This is a genomic window from Pimelobacter sp. 30-1, from assembly GCF_018831735.1.
Lineage (GTDB): Bacteria > Actinomycetota > Actinomycetes > Propionibacteriales > Nocardioidaceae > Nocardioides.
Genome location: NZ_NHTS01000018.1, coordinates 40,840 through 57,749, shown reverse-complemented (window position 1 = coordinate 57,749; position 16,910 = coordinate 40,840). Strand labels below are relative to the sequence as shown.

Here is a 16,910-nt window from a genome sequence, read left to right as displayed (position 1 = left end):
ACTCACTGCCTGAACCCCCCAGCGAAGGAACACAGCGCTACACCACTAGCCGGGACTTGACCCAATGCGGCGCCATGTTCCCGGCCTTCTAGTACCGCCCATCGCTACCACCCTGTCCGATACGGGATCTGGTTTTGCTCCAACTGTGCATCAGCGGTCCGACACAACCTCGACCGCGAGCCACCCCGAGAAGAGGTGGCCTTCGTTAGCTGGAGTGGTGCCACCGGACGATCCAGCCAGAGGCTCGGAGCTGCTCCTGGAGGTGCTCGACCGTGGCCGCCGTCTCGCGCCTACGGCGGCGCACGACCACGGTTGTCGCAGGAGGTCGGTCCTCGGCGGCGAAGGTCACGAAGTGCTCGACCTTCGCGATGACGGGGTGCATCCCGATCAGCTCGTGCATGGCGTCACCGAGGGAACCGGGCGCGAGATGCTCTCCAACGGAGGGTGCGCTGGCCGCCGCGACATCGTCATGGACGAGCGTGACCGCGAGATAGTCGCCCTCGACCCCGGCAGGGCCTGCCTCGTAGAGCTCGACGCGCAAGACCAACGGGATCAGACTGGACGCGTCGGTACGTCGCGGGCGCCGTGCCGGCGTGTGCGAGACGACGAAGGTGCCCACGCCCTGCTTCGCGCGGAGCATGCCCTCCTCGACGAGCTGCTGCTGAGCCTCGCGGACGGTGCCGAGGCTGCGGGCGTCGTACTGCTGCTGCAGGTCGGCGATCGGCGGCACCTGCTCGCCGATCGCCCACTCGGCGCTGGCGATGCGACGGCGGAGATCCTCGTAAACGGCCTTGCGCTGAGGGACGGGCCGGAAGGAGTCGGAAGTCATGGCCGGAAGACTACAGGACAGTTATCTGGATCGAAAGAAGACAGTGAAGGCTCACGGAGCCGATAACAACCGTTATGACATTGCGTCATTAGTTAACTAGTTGACGACAGGGCAGGCTGGGCGTAGCGTCGAGTCCATGACCGATGACAGCGCATCGCCCGCAGCGGCCTCGCCTGCCGCCCAGCCGCGGGCGAACGGCCGGTGGACGTCGGAACGCGACGTCACCGTGGTCCGGATCCGGATCCCCGCCGAGCGGCCGGCTCCGGCCCCGGACCCGCTGGGACGTCAGCTGGTCGGCTACGCCGACGGGCTGAGCCCGACCGAGCTGTGGACCCGCGGCCGCGGGCTGTGGAAGGCGAAGCTGGCCACCCTCGCAGACGCGGCCCTCGCGGTCCTCGTGCACGCCGACCGCGTGGTCCAGGTCGCCACGGTCGAGGGCGTGGCGTTCGTGGACGGTCGGGTGGCGATCGAGGGCCGGCCGCTTCCCGACCACCCGCTGGCCGGTCGGCCCGACCCGATCCCGAACGCCTCCCCGCAGCCGCTCGCCTACGGCGTCGTGAACACCGTGCTGCCGGCCCCGTCGACGTGGGGCCCGGCCCGGCCCTACGAGACGGTGCTGCGGGACGCGATCGCGATCCTCACCGAGGCAGGTCGGCTGCGCCGACCGACCATGCGACCCGTCGACGCTGGCGTGCCGGCGGCCGGGCTCCTTGGAGGCGCTCGGTGGGAGGCCGACCCGGACCAGACCGAGCCGGTCGACTGGGCCGAGTTCGTGTGCCTGGCCCTGGCCTCGGCCGCAGCGAACGCCGGCGGCATCGAGGCCGCGCTCGCGGGCCGACCCGGCTCCTGGGAAGCCTCGCGGGTCCGCGACCTGCTCGAGTCCCAGATCGGCGACGAGGCCACCAACCTCATGGACTACCGCACCGAGCCGCTGCGCATCGTCGTCGACGCCGCACGGCTGCTGGACTACTTCGGCTGGGACGAGCTCTACGACGCGGCCGCCGAGGCGATCGGTCAGGACATGGACCGTGCCACCGCGCCGTACGACACCAGCGCCCTGCACTGGTGCTACCGGCATGACGGCGCCGGCAACTTCGTGCCCGAAGATCCCGAGGGCGCCGACGCTCCGCCGTTCTCCTACGACGCCTGGTACGACAGCGCGGTCGCCGGCGGGCAGCCCCCCGCGGAGGCCGAACGGCTCCTAGCCCGGATCGAGGAGCAGGTCGCGCTCGAGGCCGAGCGCGGCTACTCCATGACCGGAGCGTGGATCATCAAGTCCGGCGTCGACCCCGCGGAGGTCCGGCGCCTCGAGGCCGCGCATGCTGCCGCCGAGGCGCCATACGACGCCCTCCTGGAGCGCCTCCGCGAGCTTCGGGCTGCCGACGTGACCGAGTACCGCCAGGCCGTCACCGCGGCGGTCAGGGCCGAGGCGCAGCGGCGCTACCCCGGCGTCGAGGTCGTCCTCGTCGACACCGCGCCTCCGGATGATCCGGGCAGCGCCGAGAGTTACGCCAGCGCGATCCTCGACGGCTATGCCGCCGAGGAGTCGGTCGAGGTGGCCGTGCTTCGCGACGCGGTGCTCAACACTCCGCTGCCCGGCGTCGGGATCGCGCCGTCGAACTACCCCGTCGCGTACGAGCGCTACTACACGATCGGGTCGACCGAGGCCGCGTCCGGCCGGCTCCCGCACCTTCGCGGTGGCGGCGACACCGCCGGGGAGGACCGATGAGGGAGGAGACGTTCGATCACGTCGTGGAGGCCTGCGATTCGCGCGATGCTCGTGAGATCGGCGGCCTGCTGGACCCGGCGGCGAACTACCTGCTCCTGGACACGCGGGCTCGGTACTCGCACACACTGGACGTCGCACGCTGGACCGCCAGCGTCAACTACACGACCGTCACCGTCGCGCTGCAGTTCGAGACGCCGTACGGCCGCATGCGCCGGGAGACGGCCGGTCACCCGCTTCGCCGCCTCGCGCGCAGGCTAGCTTTCGTTCGCACCTCGCGGGTGCCGTGGTGCGATGCTGGGCGGGTGAGAATCCCGATCGACGGGGACGTCGACCCGGCGCGCACCATCGCCGAGGCCCGCACCCAGATTCTTGACGACCTTCGCGGCCGCGCCTCACAGCGTCTGGCCCACGACAGATTCAGCGCCTACGTCGAGGAGAAGCATCGGTGACCGACAGCGAGATTGACACTCGGAAGACGAGTCAGCGCCGACGAGGGCCACTTCCTGCGCTCTGGTTGTCGGTGGCCTTCATCGTGGCGGCGTTCATCGCGCTGCCGTTCTCCAGGCAGGCGTTCGCCGTGCTCGCCGTGGTGTCGCTGTACATCAACGTGGGGGCCTACCTAGCGGTTTACCGGCGCTCCTCCCCGACGTACCAGAGGCTTCACCGCCTCGAGGCGCTCGCCTTCTGTGGGATCGCGGTCGTTGGTGCGGTGGGCGTCGTCGCGATCTTCTTCATCTGACGCCCCCGGCAGCAGTCGACCGAAGCTAGACGGCCAGCACGGCCGCGGGCTTCGGGCGACCCTGTGCTGCAGCGAAGATCTCCCACGCGCGGGCCACGCCTCCGGAACCGGGGAAGAGGTCATCGAGCGTGTCACCTCGGTGCGGGTCGGCGCCGAGCAGGTCGAAGATCCAGCGGCAGTAGGTCGCGGGCTTGGCTCCGACCACGCGCGCGGGATCGCTGCGCCGCGGCTGCGCGACGTAGATCAGCGAGTCGACGACCGCGGGCGGCTGTGCGGTTGAGACGTCGTCGACCACCGCGGCGGAGCCGTCGCGGCCACCAGGTGCGTAGCCGTCGCGTAGGACCTCGGTCGAGGCGTCGTCGACGGGCGCTCGGCCGACCGGGACGTAGATGACCGGCTCCCACGCGGTGAGCGGGTAGGGCGAGCGGGCGAAGCTCGCTGCACCGCGGTGCCATGCCGCGACGCGAACGCCGGCGGGGCAGATGCGCAGGACGTCGGGCAGCGCGCGGGCGGAGGTCGAGAGTGCCCAGCCGTCGTAGCGCGCGAGCTCGTCGACGAGCTGCTCGTGGTCGACCTCGCCGGCGAAGTCGGGGTGGTCTCGGTAGTAGCGGCTGGCGAGGTCCGGGTAGGGCGGGTCGGCGTAGGCGAGCCGCCGACCTCGACCGGCAGGCGCCGCCGTAGTGGGCAGGGCCGGCCGGTCGGCGTTGACCGCGGTGGTGAAGCGGTGTCGCGCCTGGCGGCAGCGCTTCGAGCACGTCACGGTGTCGCGACGTGCGGTCAGCGCGATCGGGCCCTTGCACCAGGCGCAGCGTCGCCCCGCGATGTTGGCCATGTAGCTCTCCGCTCTCCTCGTTGCGCTCGTCCAGTGCGGCTACCCGCGGCGCGGGCTGCGTCCGGGCTTGGGACCGTCGGGCCCACGGTTGACGCGCGCCTCGCCAGCCGCGGGCGCGGGCTGCGGAGCCTGCGGCGCTGGCCCGCGGGCGTGACCGGACGCCTCCCGTGCGGCGCGCGCGGCTTCGCTCAGCTCCGGGCCCCGCTCCCCCGACACCGGCGTCGATGCTGCATCGGCGCCGGGGTCGGCAGCGCGAGTGCCTACCCACGCCTCGAGGCGTCCCATAGCCGTGACGGCGTCACGGCGCAGGGACAGCGCACCGACGAGTTCGCCGCGCGCGGCCTTCGCGTCGGCGATCGCGTTGACGGTGCGCATGAGCTGCTGGAGGACGGCCAGCCAGCCCTGGTGCCGGTCGGTGCTCGTAGCGCGAACTGCGAGCTGGATATGGCGCGCGGCCAGCTCCATGTTGGACAGCCCGGCGGGGACCTTCGGAGGGGCCTGCGACGTCGCCTGGCGGTTGTAGTTGTCTGCGAGCCACTGCCGGGTCAAGACGTCGGAGGCACGTCCTGCGTCGACGCTGAAACCGGTCTCGCGGCCGTGCTCGTCGAGACCGCGGGGCGCGGCCGTGGCCACGACGGCGACCGTGCCAGCGGTCGCCGCGGCGACGTCGTTCCAGGCGTCGACCGCGGCGGGGTCGAGGTCCGCGAGGGCGTCGTTGACGGCCGCGAGCGCGACGGCGGCCTGGTCGAGCTGCGCGGGGGCATCGGTGGTCGTGACGCGCTTCTCCCCCGGCGCCTGCTCGGCCCATAGAGCGCGCGCGTACTCCCGGGACTCATCGGTCTCGCTGCGCCACCCGGGGCGCAGCTTGGACAGCGTGAGGTCGGGCGCGAGCGTCGAGGCCGAGAACCAGGTGCCGTCCTTGAACCGGATCTTGTAGCCGGTCACGACCTGCTGGTCGGTGCCCGGCTTCCAGCGCGCCGCGGCGATCTCCATGCGCGGGTTCTTGATGACGTTGTTGATGAAGCCGGCCTCGGTCGTCGCGTCGGTCGCGGCCGCCCGCAGGATCCGCTGAAGAAGCACGCGGTCGGGGGTCGCCGGTCCGTCTCCGCGGGCCGCGCGATCGCGCGCCATGTTGTGCTCGGCCGCAGTGAAGCTGCTCGGGCTCGGCGTGTTCGCGGCGCGGCCGGATTCGTGCAGCGGGGTGAGGTACGGCAGCTTCTCGAGCACGTCGCGGCGCACCTCCTGGGAGCGTCGGCCCGAGTTGTGCAGGTCGACCCGCGACCCGTCTCGGCGGGTCACGCAGACCACGATGTGGATGTGGTCGTTCCCGGGGTGCGTCGGGTCCTTCTTGCCGTCATCCCCGAGCTGGCGCGACGAGCGCCCATGGTGCACCGCGAACCACGAGCAGTCGGGTCGCCCGTCGACACCGGTGAAACCCATCTCCTCGACGTACTTGGTCGCGACCTCGTTCCACTGCTCATCAGTCAGGCCGGGGTCGTCGGGGTGCAGCGAGAGGGACGCGTGGAAGACGTGGTCCTGCTGGGCCGCGAGGTCGAAACGGACCGAGCCGTCGGCGCGGCCATCAGCCAGGCGTTCGGTGATGTTGCTGTGCAGGCCGTCGCGGGAGATGCCGCCTGCGCCGACGCCCGCGAGCGCGAGCTCGGGGGCGTACTGGCGTCGCCAGGACGCCTCGACAACGCGGCCCAGGTGCGTCGCCTCGCGCATCGACAACGCGGCACCGGACCACTCCCCCGCGAGTTCAGGAGACCCGGCGACCATCCGTTGGTTGGTGTGCTCGTTGGCCTTGCCCGGGCCGAAGAGATACCGGGTCAGGCCGGCGGCGTCCTTGCCGGTCTTGTGACAGCGAATGATCACTGGATGCCGTGACCGGGCAGGGAGTCGAGCAGACCGTTGAGGCGCGCGATCGTGTCCTCGAACAACTGCAGGCTGCCCGCGAGCTGGGCGGGCTCGTGAGAGCCGTCAGTGTTCAGCGAGCGCGCGACCTGGTTGAGGTTGTTGGCGGCGTTGGCGAGCAGGCGGCGAACGCCGAACAGCTCGTCCTCGATGATCGAGAGCTCGACGGCAGCCTGCGCGGATCCAGCGAACGCTGCACGCTCGTAGAAGCCGGGCACGCTGAGGCCGAGGTGCGACGCGGCAGCGTTGACGCGGGCCCATTCCTCGTCGGTGTGGCGGATGACCGTGCGGTTTGGTCGCGCACCGCCCTGGTTGCGCCGGCGCCGCGTCTTCGTTCGTCCTGCGGTCTTCTCCTCGCTCTTCTCAGCCATCGTCGATGCCACCTCTCCCCGCTTTTCAAGGCCGCGCGTCAGCGGCCTTCTCCCCGGTATGGGGCCCGTAAGGGCACCATACCGTACATCTTGCTCCCGCCGGAGGCCGTCGCGCACCAGCGCGACGTTCGCGTCGCTCGCCCGCAAAGCGGGGGGAGGCAGCGAGGAGGGGGGAGACCGGTGGCAGAGGTTGGCGTGAACGCCTACGCTGCACACCATGAGTGATGAGAACCGCACCGTCCGGGAGCGTGCACAGCTCCTCCTCGAGGAGCGCATGACGGCGATCGACGGCGTCGACAAGGCAGCAGCGGCCGCCGACGCGGCACGCGTCGCACTGGAGGAGGCCGAGCAGGAGCTGATCGCGGCGCTCGACGTCGCGACCGACGCCGGCTGGACCAGCAACGAACTGCGCCAGCTCGGCATCACGATCCCCGACCAGCCCAAGCGCAGCACGCGCCGGAAGTCGACCCGCAAGAGCACCGGCGGCCAGGGGCGTGGCACGGCTCCGGGCTCTGCAGGCGCGAGCAACCAAGGTCAGGACGGCGTCAGCCTGGCCGGCTAGGGACGCAGCAACGCCCCCGGGCTACTCCCTTGAGAGGAGCCCGGGGGCGTTGCTGTTGGCCTAGAGGATGAGGGCGATCATCACCCGTGAGTCGGGGGTGACCGACGGTAGATGGAGGGTCCGACTCTTCACGCGGTGATGGCGTCGGGGACGTGACCGCTGACCCAGGCGTCGTAGAACGGTGCGGGGTCGATCGCGTCGGCGTTGACGACGTCGCCGTCCGCGAGGAACACGCGTCCTGGTCCAGCTTGATCTGGCTCGTCGACGCGGTCGACGAGCGGCCCCACCCACATCGTCCGGATCGGACCCGCCAGGCTGTCGCGGCAGTCGCAGCAGACTCGCCAGCCGACAACCTCGGAGGCCGGACGGACGGCGGTCGCGACGCGCTGGTGCGTGTCGGCGTCGATCGCGAAGGCGACCACGACGTGGTTGGCCGGCTCCCCCAGGCCGGACACGTTGGCGCCTCGCGCGCCGTCGGCGAACTCGGGCAGGACGTAGCACTCGTGGGTGCCGTCGACGGTCTCCCAGCTCATCGGCTCCCTCCGTTCTTCGAGCGGTATCGGTCAGGGTTGGTCAGGCGGTGCCGCTGTCGCAGCACGGGCTGGAGCAGGGCGAGGGTGATGACGATCGCTCCGGCCATGATGATGCGGACCGACGTCTGGTCGCTGACGATGGCGACGATGGCCAGACCGGCGACGAGGGTGAGGCGCGTGCTGATGGTCCGGTCGAGCTGCATCACGCGCTGGCGGTCGGGCTCACTGAGTCCGGGGTACTTGTCCGCGGTCACTTCTCGTCCTTCGTCGCGCTGACGTGTGTCCAGTACGGCGCTGGGTCGGTGGCGATGCTGGCGCAGCCGCAGGCGCAGGCACGGGCGATCATCGGCACGCTGTGATTGGCGCACGTGGAGGCGTCGTGGCCGGCCTGACTGCACGGATCGCAGAGCATCGATCTGCCCTACTTCCTGAGCCGCGACGGCAGCGGACCGTCGATCACCACGAGGTCTCCGGCGGTGCGGTTCCTGGTGTCGTCGATCGCGGCCATGACCGCGTCGTAGCACCACGCCGACACGGACGTCGTGCGACGCAGCTCCTCCCGGTCGGCCGTCCGACCGGCCTCGACCGCGGCGCTGATCTCGGGCCGCACATCGATCTTGCGGAGCTTGCCCTTCACGCCACGGCTCTTCTCTCGGCGGGGCTGCGCGAGCTCGGCGCGCTGACCGGGCGTCCGCTTGGCGTGCGCAAGGATCGCCCGCGAGAGCCACTCCGAGAATGCAGCGGGGCCGTCGTGCTCGTAGAAGTCCGTGGCGAACGCTCGGCGCGCCAGCTCCAGGTCGTCGACGACAGGGAAGTACAGCCCGAGCGCGACCTTGCCTTGCTCGCGCGCGATCTCCGCGGTCGTCTTACGGCGCTTGCCCTCCAGGCCACGCTGCAGTGCATCGAGCCCACCGGGGTCAGCCACCGGTGCGTTGCCGCGGGCCTCGGCAGGCTTGTCGGACTTCTTCTCGTCCGTCGCGGCCGGCGTGGGAGTAGGTGCGGTCTCCGTGGGCGTCTCGGCCGCGGACGCCGGGTCGACCGGAGGTGCCGTCGCGGGAGTGCTCGCAGGCGCCTTGTGCCCCTGCTCGAGGTTGTCGGATGCCATGCGTCGGCGGTCACGGAGGGTCCCGCGCTTCGGGTTTGCCATTGGTCGGTCTCCTTCCTTCTTCAGCGGGTGGTGACGGCGGTGAGCGAGGGGGCGAGCACGGTCGCGAGCGCGACGGCGTAGTCCTGCGCCGCGGTCGAGTTCGGGCGGTACAGCCCGACGGGCAGGCCCGAGGTGTACCCGTCCTTGACATCGGTCGTGTGCCTGATCGGCACCGTCACCCGTCCGGGGTAGTCGACCTCGAGCATCTCCAGCACGTCCTTGGTGCTGCTGGTCTGCAAGAAGGCCATCGTGGGCACGAACCAGTGCACGCGCTGACCCGGGCGTAGCCGCGCGGCGACACGCTGCTCGACGAACGGCACGAGGTCGTCGGCGACGGCCTCGAAGGCCTCCGTGGCGCACTGCACCAGCGCGACCACGACGTCGGCGGCCACCAGGGCGGCGCGGACCAGGTTGTGCAGGCTTGGCGGGGTGTCGATGACGACATCGTCGTAGGCGTCGCCCAGGCGTGCGAGCTCGTCGGCGAGCAGGTGCACGGTCTCCGGGTCCGCGTCCCAGGCTGCGAGGTCACGGGTGCCGATGACGACGTCGGCGCCAGTGACCGCCGGGGCCGGTACGGCGGCCTCTGTGAGCGTCGCGTTGCCACGCAGCACGTCGTCGGTCACGGACTCAACCAGGGTGTCCAAGGTGATCCCGAGCCGCGCGGCGAAGTTGCCCTGCGGTTCGAAGTCGATCGCGAGCACTTTCCGGCCGGCGCTGGTCAAGACGAGCACCGCCTCGGCCGCGGATGTGGTCTTGCCGACTCCACCCTTGGGGCTGACGAAGGAGTAGATGGTCATGTGCGGTCCTGCTTTCGGTTGAGGATCGTCGGTCGGGGCCAGCGCCACGGCGGTTCGCGCCGTGTCCGAGGCGGTTGGTCGTCGATGGGGTTGCCGTCTTCACTGCAGGGCCGGCCTGGCGCGTAGACCTGCCAGCCCTCGCCGTCGTCGCTCACCTCAGCTTCGACGACCTCTACAGGCTCCGCGTCAGGGCTTCGCCGAGCGCCGTGCGTCTCCGCCGGCCCGCCGTCGCGGGTCGCGTGCCGGTCTTGACGGTCGCCGATCACGAGCGTGAATCGGGCCGGCTTCCGCGGCGGATCGATCGGGATCGCGCGGAACATGACGCCCCGGCGCGCAGGGAGCAAGTGCAGGCTGTAGCCGCGCTCAGCGATCGCGGCGGTCGTGCCACACATCTTCAGCTCGATCGCCAGCAACTCTGGCGTATTGCCGAGCCGCAGACCCATGACCATCTCCCCTCCCCCGGCGTCCACCAGACGGTGCACGGCAGAGGAGTAGTGCTCCATCTCCTGCTTGTATCGCTCGAGGTCCAGCTTCAACGCGCCTTCACGAGTGAAGGCTCCCGTCGTGACGTAACGGAACCCGAGCATGGCCACGAGGCAGATCGCGAACAGGACGGCCCCGATGGACCCCACCGCCACGAACTGCTCGAGGGCCTCCACGAGGCCCGGGGGCGGGCTGTCGCTCATGAGTCCTACTCCTTTCAGCGCACATCACTGAGCACCGAGGAGAGGGAGGGGCGCCAGCGCCATGCCCTGCGCCCCTCCCCCGATCCCATCGGTGTCAGTTGGACGGCGCAGCCCACGGGTCGGTCGCGGGGGTCTCGCCCTGGCCGTTCTTCGTGGCGGAGCCGGCGCCGAACTTGGTGCTGAGCCCGACCTCGCCGAACCGGTCGCTGACGAGCACGTAGGTGAAGAACTTCTCCTCGCCGTCCTTGGAGTAGGTCCGCGTCTCCTCGGCGCCGTGCACCAGGACCCGGGTGCCCTTCGTGACCGCGTCGGCCAGGTGCTCGGCCTGGCGGCCCATGACCTTGACGTTCTTGAACGTGGCAGGGGCGTCGACCCACTGGTCGTTGGCGTCCTTCGTGCGGCGGTTGATCGCCACGCGGAACTCCGCGACCGGCGTCCCCTTCTTCGAGGTGAAGGTCAGCTTGGGCTCGTCGGTCAGGTTGCCGGCGAAGGTGGTGATGTTGTCCATGATCTTGCTCCTTAGGGTGTGTGCTTTGTGATGTGTCTAGTTTAGCGCATCTAGCGTGAGAGTCAACGGGTTTCGCTGCGATTCTTGGATCTTTCCTGAGGCAAATTCGACCCGGCAGCAAGGCGGCCCGTCTCCCCTCTCCTCGGTGCCGGGCTTTAGGCGTTGACGCACCAAGAGGTCGGGCGGGAGCCGGGGTTCGCTACCCCTCTCCCGCCCGACCTCGGTCGGCTGCGGTTGCGCTTCGGGCTCAGGTCGTGAGCGTGTTGAACTGGTCCGATTCGTACGAGTGCGAGCAGTGACCGCACCACAGCCACTGCTCGCCGGAGTCGTCCATGTCGCGCTCCCAGCGCATCGGCATGCCGCACGTGGGGCAGGCCGAGTTGAGTCCCCGATAGTGGTGTAGCGCGGTCGCCGAGATCGTCACCGGCGTGTACGGCAGACGAAGACGCGGCCACCGCGTGATCCTTCGAGTTCACCTCTCACAGCACCCTCGAACGGAGTCATCACGATGACCGCACCACACATTGTCGACCCTGCTGGCCTGCTTGGTGAAGCTCTCGCCGAGGCGAGTCCGGATCTGATGCGGCAGCTGCTGCAAACGATGATCAACGCACTGTTGTCCGCCGATGCCGATGCGGTGGTCGGCGCCGAGTACGGTCGCCCGGATCCGGCCCGGACCGCGCAACGCAACGGCTACCGCCGCCGCCCGCTGGACACCAGGGTCGGCACGATCGACGTGGCGATCCCGAAGCTGCGCAAGGGCACCTACTTCCCCGAGTGGCTCCTCGAGCGCCGCAAGCGCTCGGAGTCCGCGCTGATCACCGTGGTCGCTGACTGCTACCTCGCCGGCGTGTCCACGCGGCGGATGGACAAGCTGGTCAAGACCCTGGGGATCGACTCCCTGTCCAAGTCCCAGGTGTCGCGGATGGCGGCCGAGCTCGATGAGCACGTCGAACAGTTCCGTCATCGCCCCCTCGACGCTGCGGGACCGTTCACGTTCGTCGCTGCTGACGCGTTGACGATGAAGGTCCGCGAAGGCGGCCGCGTCATCAACGCCGTCGTCTTGCTGGCCACCGGTGTCAACAGCGACGGGCACCGCGAGGTCCTGGGCATGCGGGTGGCTACCAGCGAGACCGGCGCAGCGTGGAACGAGTTCTTCGCCGACCTGGTCGCCCGCGGCCTGACCGGGGTCCGGCTCGTCACCTCAGACGCCCACCAAGGGCTGGTCGAAGCGGTCGCAGCGAACCTGCCCGGGGCGTCGTGGCAACGGTGTCGCACCCACTACGCAGCGAACCTCATGTCCGTGACACCCAAGAGCATGTGGCCGGCGGTCAAGGCGATGCTGCACTCGGTCTACGACCAGCCCGACAAACCATCAGTGCACGCCCAGTTCGACCGGCTCCTGGACTACGTCGACCAAAGGCTCCCCGAGGTCCACGACCACCTCGACGCCGCTCGCGCGGACATCCTCGCGTTCACCGGCTTCCCCAAGGACGTGTGGACCCAGATCTGGTCCAACAACCCCGCCGAGCGGCTCAACCGCGAGATCCGGAGACGCACCGACTCAGTCGGGATCTTCCCCACCCGCGACGCCATCGTCCGGCTCGTCGGCGCAGTCTTGGCCGAGCAGACCGACGAATGGGCCGAAGGCCGCCGCTACCTCGGACTCGACCTCCTCGCCCGCTGCCGCGTCAACCTCGTCCCCAACACCGACACCGAGATCGGAGCTGATCAACTACCCGCCCTGACCGCCTAACCCCCAAAGAAGGAACGCAGCGCTACACCACTACCGGGGACTTGACCGCAGGCCGGCCTCCAGCCGGCAGCTGCGAGCTGGTTCGCCAGGGGCGCGACGGCGTCCCAGTCGCTGGTGTCGATCGCCTCTGCGATCCGGGCGAGCAGGCCCGCGATCGCGTCTCGGACCTGGTCGCGGGCCTGCTCGTTCGCGGAGTCAGTCATGGCGATCAGACGATCTCGTGCGTGAGCCAGTCGTAGACCTCGTGCACCCCGCAGAAGGCTGCGGCCTGGTGCGCGCGGTGCTTCGACGCGAACAGGCTCGCGTGGGTCGCGCCGGGCGTGTCGACACAGTAGACGGGCTTGCCCTTCTCGATGAGGGCCTCGGCCTGCATGACGGTCAGTTCGTGGAGCCGGGGGTACTCCTTCGCGGCCTGGGGTGCGGCCTCCGCCTGTGCGGTCTTCGTCATCATGGCGTTTTCTCCTTGAGGTGTGCGCTTTGTGATATGTCTAGTTTAGCGCATATAGCGCACAGGTCAAAGTCCCTGAGCGGTTTGCTGGCAAGATCCTCCGATCCCTTGCCCCACGTGTCGCGCTCGGCCGCCACGGATCCGTCACCCCTGCACAGCACGGCGTCTCCCCTCTCCTCGGTGCCCACAGCTGGAGCATCGAGGAGAGGGGAGACGGTCGGGCCCCCACTCCCCCGGGTCAGTCGCCTCCCGCGGCTGCGTCATCTGTGCCGCCCGCGCTGTCCGTGTCGGCGCCGAGCTCCCAGCACCAGGCGCGCGAGCCGAGGTGATAGAGGCCGTCCTCGTCGGGCCCGTACTCCTCGACCGGCGCGTCCGCGAGCCACACCCGCAGGAGGCCGGCGCTCGTGACCTCGTACCGGAAGATCTCCGGGGTCAAGGCGATCGCCGCGTCGAGCACCTTGGTTGCGGAAGCCAGCGGCATTCGGACGATCAGCCATCCGTTCCAGTCGCTGTTCGCGGCGTACTGGCCCTCAACGACGGTTGCGCCCTCGTCGACCGTGATCCGGCCCTTGGTCCAGCCGAGGGCCTTCACTGCGCGCGCGTAGCGGTCGTCGCCTGCGGTGTTCGTGTCCATGGTTCCTGCTCCTTCGTAGGTGCGTGCTTTGTGATTTATCTAATTTAGCGCACATAGCGCGCGTTTGGCAATGCTCCTGGGGCGCTCGGTCGGGTGGCCGGTGAGGTCGGCGAGCCGTGGGGGCTAGGATTTGAGGTGCAGTCGCTCCAGATGAGCGTGCTGTGCTTTGTGATAGGAACGGGCGCCGCTCTTGAGCGGCGCCCGTTCCGCCTTCTGCGGGTCGCTAGGCGGCGTACGCCAGGGGCTCGATGACGGCGGCGATGATGTCGCGCGCGGCCGGCGGGGTGACCGCGTTCCCCGCGAGCTTGACCCGCTGGCGGCGGGTCCCCTCCCACATGTAGTCCGAGGGGAAGGCCATGCCTGCGGCGACCTCGTGGGGCTCGAGCATCCGGAACAGGCAGTCGTCGACCTGGGCCTGGGCGGCTTCGAGTTCGCCGGGCGTGATGATCGACTGCTGCGCGGTCGTGGTGAGAGTGCGCAGCGCCTCCCAGATCGGCGTGGTCATCTCGGCCCCGGGCCGGTCCTTGGTGCCGTTGTGACGGGTGACCAGGGCGTAGCGGTCGACCGTGGTGAGGGTGCCGACCGGGTCGGTGACCGGCTGGGAGGTGGTCGCGGTGCCGTAGTACGGCGTGAGCAGGGCGTCGTTGTTGCCCTCCGCGGTGATGGTCCGCAGCTCGCGGTCGACCGGGCGCGCGGAGTTCGCGATCGCGTGCTCGTGGCCGCCCATGAGGGACACGTGCAGCGGCGGCTGGACCAGCGCCATGTGCTCGCGCGTGGTCATGGTCCGGTGCGGGTCGGTGGCCGGTCGGGCCTCGTTGTTCCAGGTCCCGCCGGACGGGGTGAGGAGGGCAGTCTCTGACCGGGTGGTCTGGGTCCGGCCGGGCAGGTCGACCGGGCGGGCGTCCTTGCCGTCGCGGCCTTCGACCGGCACCGCGAGCGCGCGGGTCTGGGTGGCTGTGAGGGCTCGGAGCGGCTCGTCGACGGTCCAGGAGCGGTAGTAGCCGTTGGGGTCGCCGTACGCGCGGTGCTTGGGGTCAGCCGCGTCGTAGGTGTTCCCGGCCGCCTCGAGGTGGACAGGCGCCCAGTAGCGGGCGATGCCCGCGGCGATGCGTGCGCGGGTCTTGACCGCGAGCGGCTTCTTGCGGGCGCCGATCGGGGTTCCGGGGATCGACCAGTCGATCGCGGCGGCCGCGGGGAGCCAGCCGGGCTCGACGATGGTGCCGCACCCGTTCGCACCGCCGTGCACGTAGACGTACTGCTGGCGGTAGCGGCCGACGGTCTTGCCGTTCTTCCACGCCTGCTGGGACTCGATGACCTGGTCGCAGTTCGGGCAGTAGGCCCGAGGGCGGAGCACCTTGTCGAGGTTGGGCGCCTTGTCGCCTCGGCGCCAGCACACGACGTAGATGCGGTCGCGGGACTGCGGGGCCGGTGCTCCGTGCACCTGGGCGTGCATGCTGTTGAGCGAGACGACGCGGAAGTCGTAGCCGAGGTTGGCAAGGGACTTGCACCACAGGCGCCAGGCGGTCGCGTACTTGGCCTGGGTGGCGATGTCGACGACGTTCTCGATGACCATGGCGCGGTAGCGGTGGTGCTCGGCGAAGCGTAGGACGTCGAACATCAGGAGGCGGCTGCGCCGGATCGCGTCGAGCTCGGGGTCCTCGGGCTCTTCCTCGACCAGGTCGGGGTCGAGGAGGTCGAGCAGGTCCATCTCGCCGTCGAGCGGGACCTTGTCGTAGCGGCCGCCGGAGGCCTGCGACCACTTGGTGCACTCCGGGGAGGCCCACAAGACGTCGGTCTGGGGGAAGAAGCGGGGGTTCTCCTCGTGCAGGTCGACCGCTGCGTGGTCGGCCTCGGGGTGGTTGGCGTTGTGGACCTTGATCGCCAGGTCCCAGTGGTTGGCGGCCATGACCACGACGACGCCGGGGATCTGGCCCATGCCGGTTGAGGAGCCGCCACCACCGCAGAACATGTCGGTGACGGTCACTCCCCCACTGCTGGGCGCGACCAGGTTGTTGGTGGGCTTGGGCATCAGCATGCGACGGCCCTCCGCTCAGTGCGGGCGCGGCGGCGCCCGCCGCCCAGGTGGTCCTGGGCGGCGAACGTCACGGTCATCAGGGACGCCGGTCCGTGGCCCGGAGCATGTAGACGCCGGTGTCGATGTAGTGCTGCGAGGAGGCGGAGGTCTCGGTGTCGAACTCGACGCAGGCCGGGATCGCCTCAGGGTGGGCGTTGCCCTCGTTGGCGAGGATGAAGGTCCCCGCCCACTCCCGGCAGACCTGGACGAACCACAGCAGAGCGGCGTCCAGGTTGCTCGGGACCTTTCCGGTCGCCTTCAGGTCGTCGACGAGGATCAGGTGCTCGACCGGCTCGCCGTAGCCGCCGAGGGAGATCTCGATCGGGTCGTGGAGGTTGCCCGACCAGGCGCACGCCATGTCGCCGTCGGCGATGTAGTACTCCAGGCCGGGAGTTCCGTCGCAGTGCCGGCTGTCGTAGCCGAGGATCTTGCTGGGAGTGGTTGCCATGGTCTTGCCCCTTTGCGGTCTGTGCTTTGTGATGTATCTAGTTTAGCGTGACTAGCGTGAGGGTGCAATAGGGATCAGCAACTTTATTTTATGTAATTTAGCGCGACTAGTTCGGACGGGGAGGCTTGTTCGCGCGGGCGCCGCCCGTCTCCCCTCTCCTCGATGCCGGGTTTGTCTGGCATAGCGGCCTGAGCGGGACTAGCGCGGGGCGGCCCGCGGGCCCGGGCGCGACGGCGGGTCATTGGGGGCCGCGCGCCCGGGCCTGTGGTTCAGAAGAGGGTCAGGTCTCCCCCGCCCCTGGCGGTGATGTAGACGTCGCCGCGCCCGTCGTCCTCCCAGCCGTACATTCGGAAGGTCTCGACCTCCCACGGCAGCGGCTCATCGGTCATGGCCTCAGCGAGGGCCCGCTCGGCTTCCTCGAGGTGGGCGTTGCAGACGAACGCGTGCAGGCCCTTGAACCGGTCTCCGTCGAGGAGCACAGTGACCAGGTGCCAGCCGGTCCTCGGGCGCAGCGGGTTGCCGTCGCAACCGGCGGCGCGGCAGAGCAGGCCGCCGCGTCCGCCGGTGCGGCTGACGTCGATCGTCACAGCCACTCGAAGCTCTGGCCGATCAGCGCCTCGTCGCTGGCCTCCACGATGGTCAGGAAGTAGCACCAGTCCCCCGTGGTCTGACCGGTTCCCGTCAAGGCGAACAGGTGGTCGTCGAACCAGTTCTGGCGGTCCCCCGCGCTCGCTCCGCGAGGCAGGGCGGGCACCGTCGCGGTCTCGTAGGCGAGAACCTCCTCGCCCTGGGCGCTGTAGTTCTCGATCCTGACCTTGAGGGTCACGGTGGCCTCGGTCGTCTCGGCGGTCTGCGTGGTGGTCATGCTTCCTCCTGATGGTGTGATGTTTCTGTGCTTTGTGA

21 protein-coding genes are annotated in these 16,910 nt (G+C 69.7%); 5 read left to right on the top strand and 16 right to left on the bottom strand.

What is annotated here, in order from left to right; all coding sequences use genetic code 11:
- Positions 1–205: 205 nt before the first annotated feature.
- Positions 206–829, bottom strand: coding sequence for a winged helix-turn-helix domain-containing protein (locus tag CCO04_RS27840; protein WP_215817449.1), 624 nt, complete (start codon positions 827–829; stop codon positions 206–208).
- Between the two features lie 136 nt (positions 830–965).
- On the opposite strand from CCO04_RS27840, the gene CCO04_RS27835 reads away from it, so the two are divergent.
- From CCO04_RS27835 to CCO04_RS27825, 3 genes are read left to right on the top strand one after another with little or no spacing between them, the layout of a single operon-like run.
- Positions 966–2,558, top strand: coding sequence for a hypothetical protein (locus CCO04_RS27835; protein ID WP_215817448.1), 1,593 nt, complete (start codon positions 966–968; stop codon positions 2,556–2,558).
- A complete protein-coding gene (locus tag CCO04_RS27830) occupies positions 2,555–3,007 on the top strand; it encodes a hypothetical protein (protein ID WP_215817447.1) in 453 nt (150 codons plus the stop codon). Before CCO04_RS27835 ends, CCO04_RS27830 begins: the two co-directional genes overlap by 4 nt.
- Positions 3,004–3,297, top strand: a complete 294-nt coding sequence (locus tag CCO04_RS27825) for a hypothetical protein (protein WP_215817446.1) — start codon at positions 3,004–3,006, stop codon at positions 3,295–3,297. The genes CCO04_RS27830 and CCO04_RS27825 overlap by 4 nt, the downstream gene beginning before the upstream one ends.
- A gap of 25 nt (positions 3,298–3,322) precedes the next feature.
- Here the strand turns inward: CCO04_RS27825 and CCO04_RS27820 are convergent, their stop codons facing one another.
- The 3 genes from CCO04_RS27820 to CCO04_RS27810 are packed head-to-tail and all read right to left on the bottom strand — an operon-like array spanning position 3,323 to position 6,414.
- Positions 3,323–4,129, bottom strand: a complete 807-nt coding sequence (locus CCO04_RS27820; RefSeq protein WP_215817445.1) for a hypothetical protein — start codon at positions 4,127–4,129, stop codon at positions 3,323–3,325.
- A 39-nt stretch (positions 4,130–4,168) separates the two neighbouring features.
- A complete protein-coding gene (locus tag CCO04_RS27815; protein WP_215817444.1) occupies positions 4,169–6,004 on the bottom strand; it encodes a relaxase/mobilization nuclease domain-containing protein in 1,836 nt (611 codons plus the stop codon).
- The gene (locus CCO04_RS27810) at positions 6,001–6,414 is read right to left on the bottom strand and encodes a plasmid mobilization relaxosome protein MobC (RefSeq protein WP_215817443.1); all 414 of its coding nucleotides are present in this window, start codon (positions 6,412–6,414) and stop codon (positions 6,001–6,003) included. Before CCO04_RS27810 ends, CCO04_RS27815 begins: the two co-directional genes overlap by 4 nt.
- Positions 6,415–6,631: 217 nt before the next feature.
- On the opposite strand from CCO04_RS27810, the gene CCO04_RS27805 reads away from it, so the two are divergent.
- Positions 6,632–6,976 (top strand): hypothetical protein, encoded by a 345-nt coding sequence (locus tag CCO04_RS27805; RefSeq protein ID WP_215817442.1) that lies wholly within the window; start codon positions 6,632–6,634, stop codon positions 6,974–6,976.
- A gap of 128 nt (positions 6,977–7,104) precedes the next feature.
- On the opposite strand, the gene CCO04_RS27800 is transcribed toward CCO04_RS27805, so the two are convergent.
- From CCO04_RS27800 to CCO04_RS27775, 6 genes are all read right to left on the bottom strand, one after another.
- Positions 7,105–7,509, bottom strand: a complete 405-nt coding sequence (locus tag CCO04_RS27800) for a hypothetical protein (protein ID WP_215817441.1) — start codon at positions 7,507–7,509, stop codon at positions 7,105–7,107.
- Complete coding sequence (locus tag CCO04_RS27795; RefSeq protein WP_215817440.1) at positions 7,506–7,763, bottom strand: hypothetical protein; 258 nt, start codon at positions 7,761–7,763, stop codon at positions 7,506–7,508. Before CCO04_RS27795 ends, CCO04_RS27800 begins: the two co-directional genes overlap by 4 nt.
- Positions 7,764–7,930: 167 nt before the next feature.
- The gene (locus tag CCO04_RS27790) at positions 7,931–8,614 is read right to left on the bottom strand and encodes a hypothetical protein (protein WP_215817439.1); all 684 of its coding nucleotides are present in this window, start codon (positions 8,612–8,614) and stop codon (positions 7,931–7,933) included.
- A 62-nt stretch (positions 8,615–8,676) separates the two neighbouring features.
- Positions 8,677–9,453, bottom strand: a complete 777-nt coding sequence (locus CCO04_RS27785) for a ParA family protein (RefSeq protein ID WP_215817438.1) — start codon at positions 9,451–9,453, stop codon at positions 8,677–8,679.
- Positions 9,450–10,139, bottom strand: coding sequence for a hypothetical protein (locus CCO04_RS27780; RefSeq protein ID WP_215817437.1), 690 nt, complete (start codon positions 10,137–10,139; stop codon positions 9,450–9,452). Before CCO04_RS27780 ends, CCO04_RS27785 begins: the two co-directional genes overlap by 4 nt.
- Positions 10,140–10,233: 94 nt before the next feature.
- Positions 10,234–10,647 carry a single-stranded DNA-binding protein gene (locus CCO04_RS27775; RefSeq protein WP_215817436.1) on the bottom strand — a complete coding sequence of 138 codons (414 nt, stop codon included), beginning with the start codon at positions 10,645–10,647 and terminating at the stop codon, positions 10,234–10,236.
- Positions 10,648–11,155: 508 nt separating this feature from the next.
- Here CCO04_RS27775 and CCO04_RS27770 point away from each other — a divergent pair.
- Positions 11,156–12,403: an IS256 family transposase gene (locus CCO04_RS27770; protein WP_215817435.1), complete on the top strand. Its 1,248-nt coding sequence runs from the start codon at positions 11,156–11,158 to the stop codon at positions 12,401–12,403.
- A gap of 208 nt (positions 12,404–12,611) precedes the next feature.
- Here the strand turns inward: CCO04_RS27770 and CCO04_RS27765 are convergent, their stop codons facing one another.
- The 6 genes from CCO04_RS27765 to CCO04_RS27740 form a co-directional block, all read right to left on the bottom strand.
- Complete coding sequence (locus tag CCO04_RS27765) at positions 12,612–12,851, bottom strand: hypothetical protein (RefSeq protein ID WP_215817434.1); 240 nt, start codon at positions 12,849–12,851, stop codon at positions 12,612–12,614.
- A 238-nt stretch (positions 12,852–13,089) separates the two neighbouring features.
- Positions 13,090–13,485 (bottom strand): hypothetical protein, encoded by a 396-nt coding sequence (locus CCO04_RS27760; RefSeq protein WP_215817433.1) that lies wholly within the window; start codon positions 13,483–13,485, stop codon positions 13,090–13,092.
- A 223-nt stretch (positions 13,486–13,708) separates the two neighbouring features.
- Positions 13,709–15,520, bottom strand: a complete 1,812-nt coding sequence (locus tag CCO04_RS27755; protein WP_252374025.1) for a DNA cytosine methyltransferase — start codon at positions 15,518–15,520, stop codon at positions 13,709–13,711.
- Positions 15,521–15,596: 76 nt separating this feature from the next.
- A complete protein-coding gene (locus tag CCO04_RS27750) occupies positions 15,597–16,007 on the bottom strand; it encodes a hypothetical protein (protein WP_215817432.1) in 411 nt (136 codons plus the stop codon).
- 269 nt (positions 16,008–16,276) lie between these two features.
- Positions 16,277–16,594 carry a hypothetical protein gene (locus CCO04_RS27745; protein WP_215817431.1) on the bottom strand — a complete coding sequence of 106 codons (318 nt, stop codon included), beginning with the start codon at positions 16,592–16,594 and terminating at the stop codon, positions 16,277–16,279.
- A complete protein-coding gene (locus tag CCO04_RS27740; RefSeq protein ID WP_215817430.1) occupies positions 16,591–16,872 on the bottom strand; it encodes a hypothetical protein in 282 nt (93 codons plus the stop codon). Before CCO04_RS27740 ends, CCO04_RS27745 begins: the two co-directional genes overlap by 4 nt.
- Positions 16,873–16,910 lie beyond the last annotated feature (38 nt).

What these genes read in the sequence shown, in the direction of transcription:
- CCO04_RS27835 (WP_215817448.1), top strand. Translation starts at nt 966, where the DNA reads ATGACCGATGACAGCGCATCGCCCGCAGCGGCCTCGCCTGCCGCCCAG.
- CCO04_RS27785 (WP_215817438.1), bottom strand. Translation starts at nt 9,453, where the DNA reads ATGACCATCTACTCCTTCGTCAGCCCCAAGGGTGGAGTCGGCAAGACC.
- CCO04_RS27760 (WP_215817433.1), bottom strand. Translation starts at nt 13,485, where the DNA reads ATGGACACGAACACCGCAGGCGACGACCGCTACGCGCGCGCAGTGAAG.
- CCO04_RS27805 (WP_215817442.1), top strand. Translation starts at nt 6,632, where the DNA reads ATGAGTGATGAGAACCGCACCGTCCGGGAGCGTGCACAGCTCCTCCTC.
- CCO04_RS27810 (WP_215817443.1), bottom strand. Translation starts at nt 6,414, where the DNA reads ATGGCTGAGAAGAGCGAGGAGAAGACCGCAGGACGAACGAAGACGCGG.
- CCO04_RS27820 (WP_215817445.1), bottom strand. Translation starts at nt 4,129, where the DNA reads ATGGCCAACATCGCGGGGCGACGCTGCGCCTGGTGCAAGGGCCCGATC.
- CCO04_RS27765 (WP_215817434.1), bottom strand. Translation starts at nt 12,851, where the DNA reads ATGACGAAGACCGCACAGGCGGAGGCCGCACCCCAGGCCGCGAAGGAG.
- CCO04_RS27840 (WP_215817449.1), bottom strand. Translation starts at nt 829, where the DNA reads ATGACTTCCGACTCCTTCCGGCCCGTCCCTCAGCGCAAGGCCGTTTAC.
- CCO04_RS27800 (WP_215817441.1), bottom strand. Translation starts at nt 7,509, where the DNA reads ATGAGCTGGGAGACCGTCGACGGCACCCACGAGTGCTACGTCCTGCCC.
- CCO04_RS27830 (WP_215817447.1), top strand. Translation starts at nt 2,555, where the DNA reads ATGAGGGAGGAGACGTTCGATCACGTCGTGGAGGCCTGCGATTCGCGC.
- CCO04_RS27790 (WP_215817439.1), bottom strand. Translation starts at nt 8,614, where the DNA reads ATGGCATCCGACAACCTCGAGCAGGGGCACAAGGCGCCTGCGAGCACT.
- CCO04_RS27780 (WP_215817437.1), bottom strand. Translation starts at nt 10,139, where the DNA reads ATGAGCGACAGCCCGCCCCCGGGCCTCGTGGAGGCCCTCGAGCAGTTC.
- CCO04_RS27740 (WP_215817430.1), bottom strand. Translation starts at nt 16,872, where the DNA reads ATGACCACCACGCAGACCGCCGAGACGACCGAGGCCACCGTGACCCTC.
- CCO04_RS27755 (WP_252374025.1), bottom strand. Translation starts at nt 15,520, where the DNA reads ATGCTGATGCCCAAGCCCACCAACAACCTGGTCGCGCCCAGCAGTGGG.
- CCO04_RS27750 (WP_215817432.1), bottom strand. Translation starts at nt 16,007, where the DNA reads ATGGCAACCACTCCCAGCAAGATCCTCGGCTACGACAGCCGGCACTGC.
- CCO04_RS27775 (WP_215817436.1), bottom strand. Translation starts at nt 10,647, where the DNA reads ATGGACAACATCACCACCTTCGCCGGCAACCTGACCGACGAGCCCAAG.
- CCO04_RS27770 (WP_215817435.1), top strand. Translation starts at nt 11,156, where the DNA reads ATGACCGCACCACACATTGTCGACCCTGCTGGCCTGCTTGGTGAAGCT.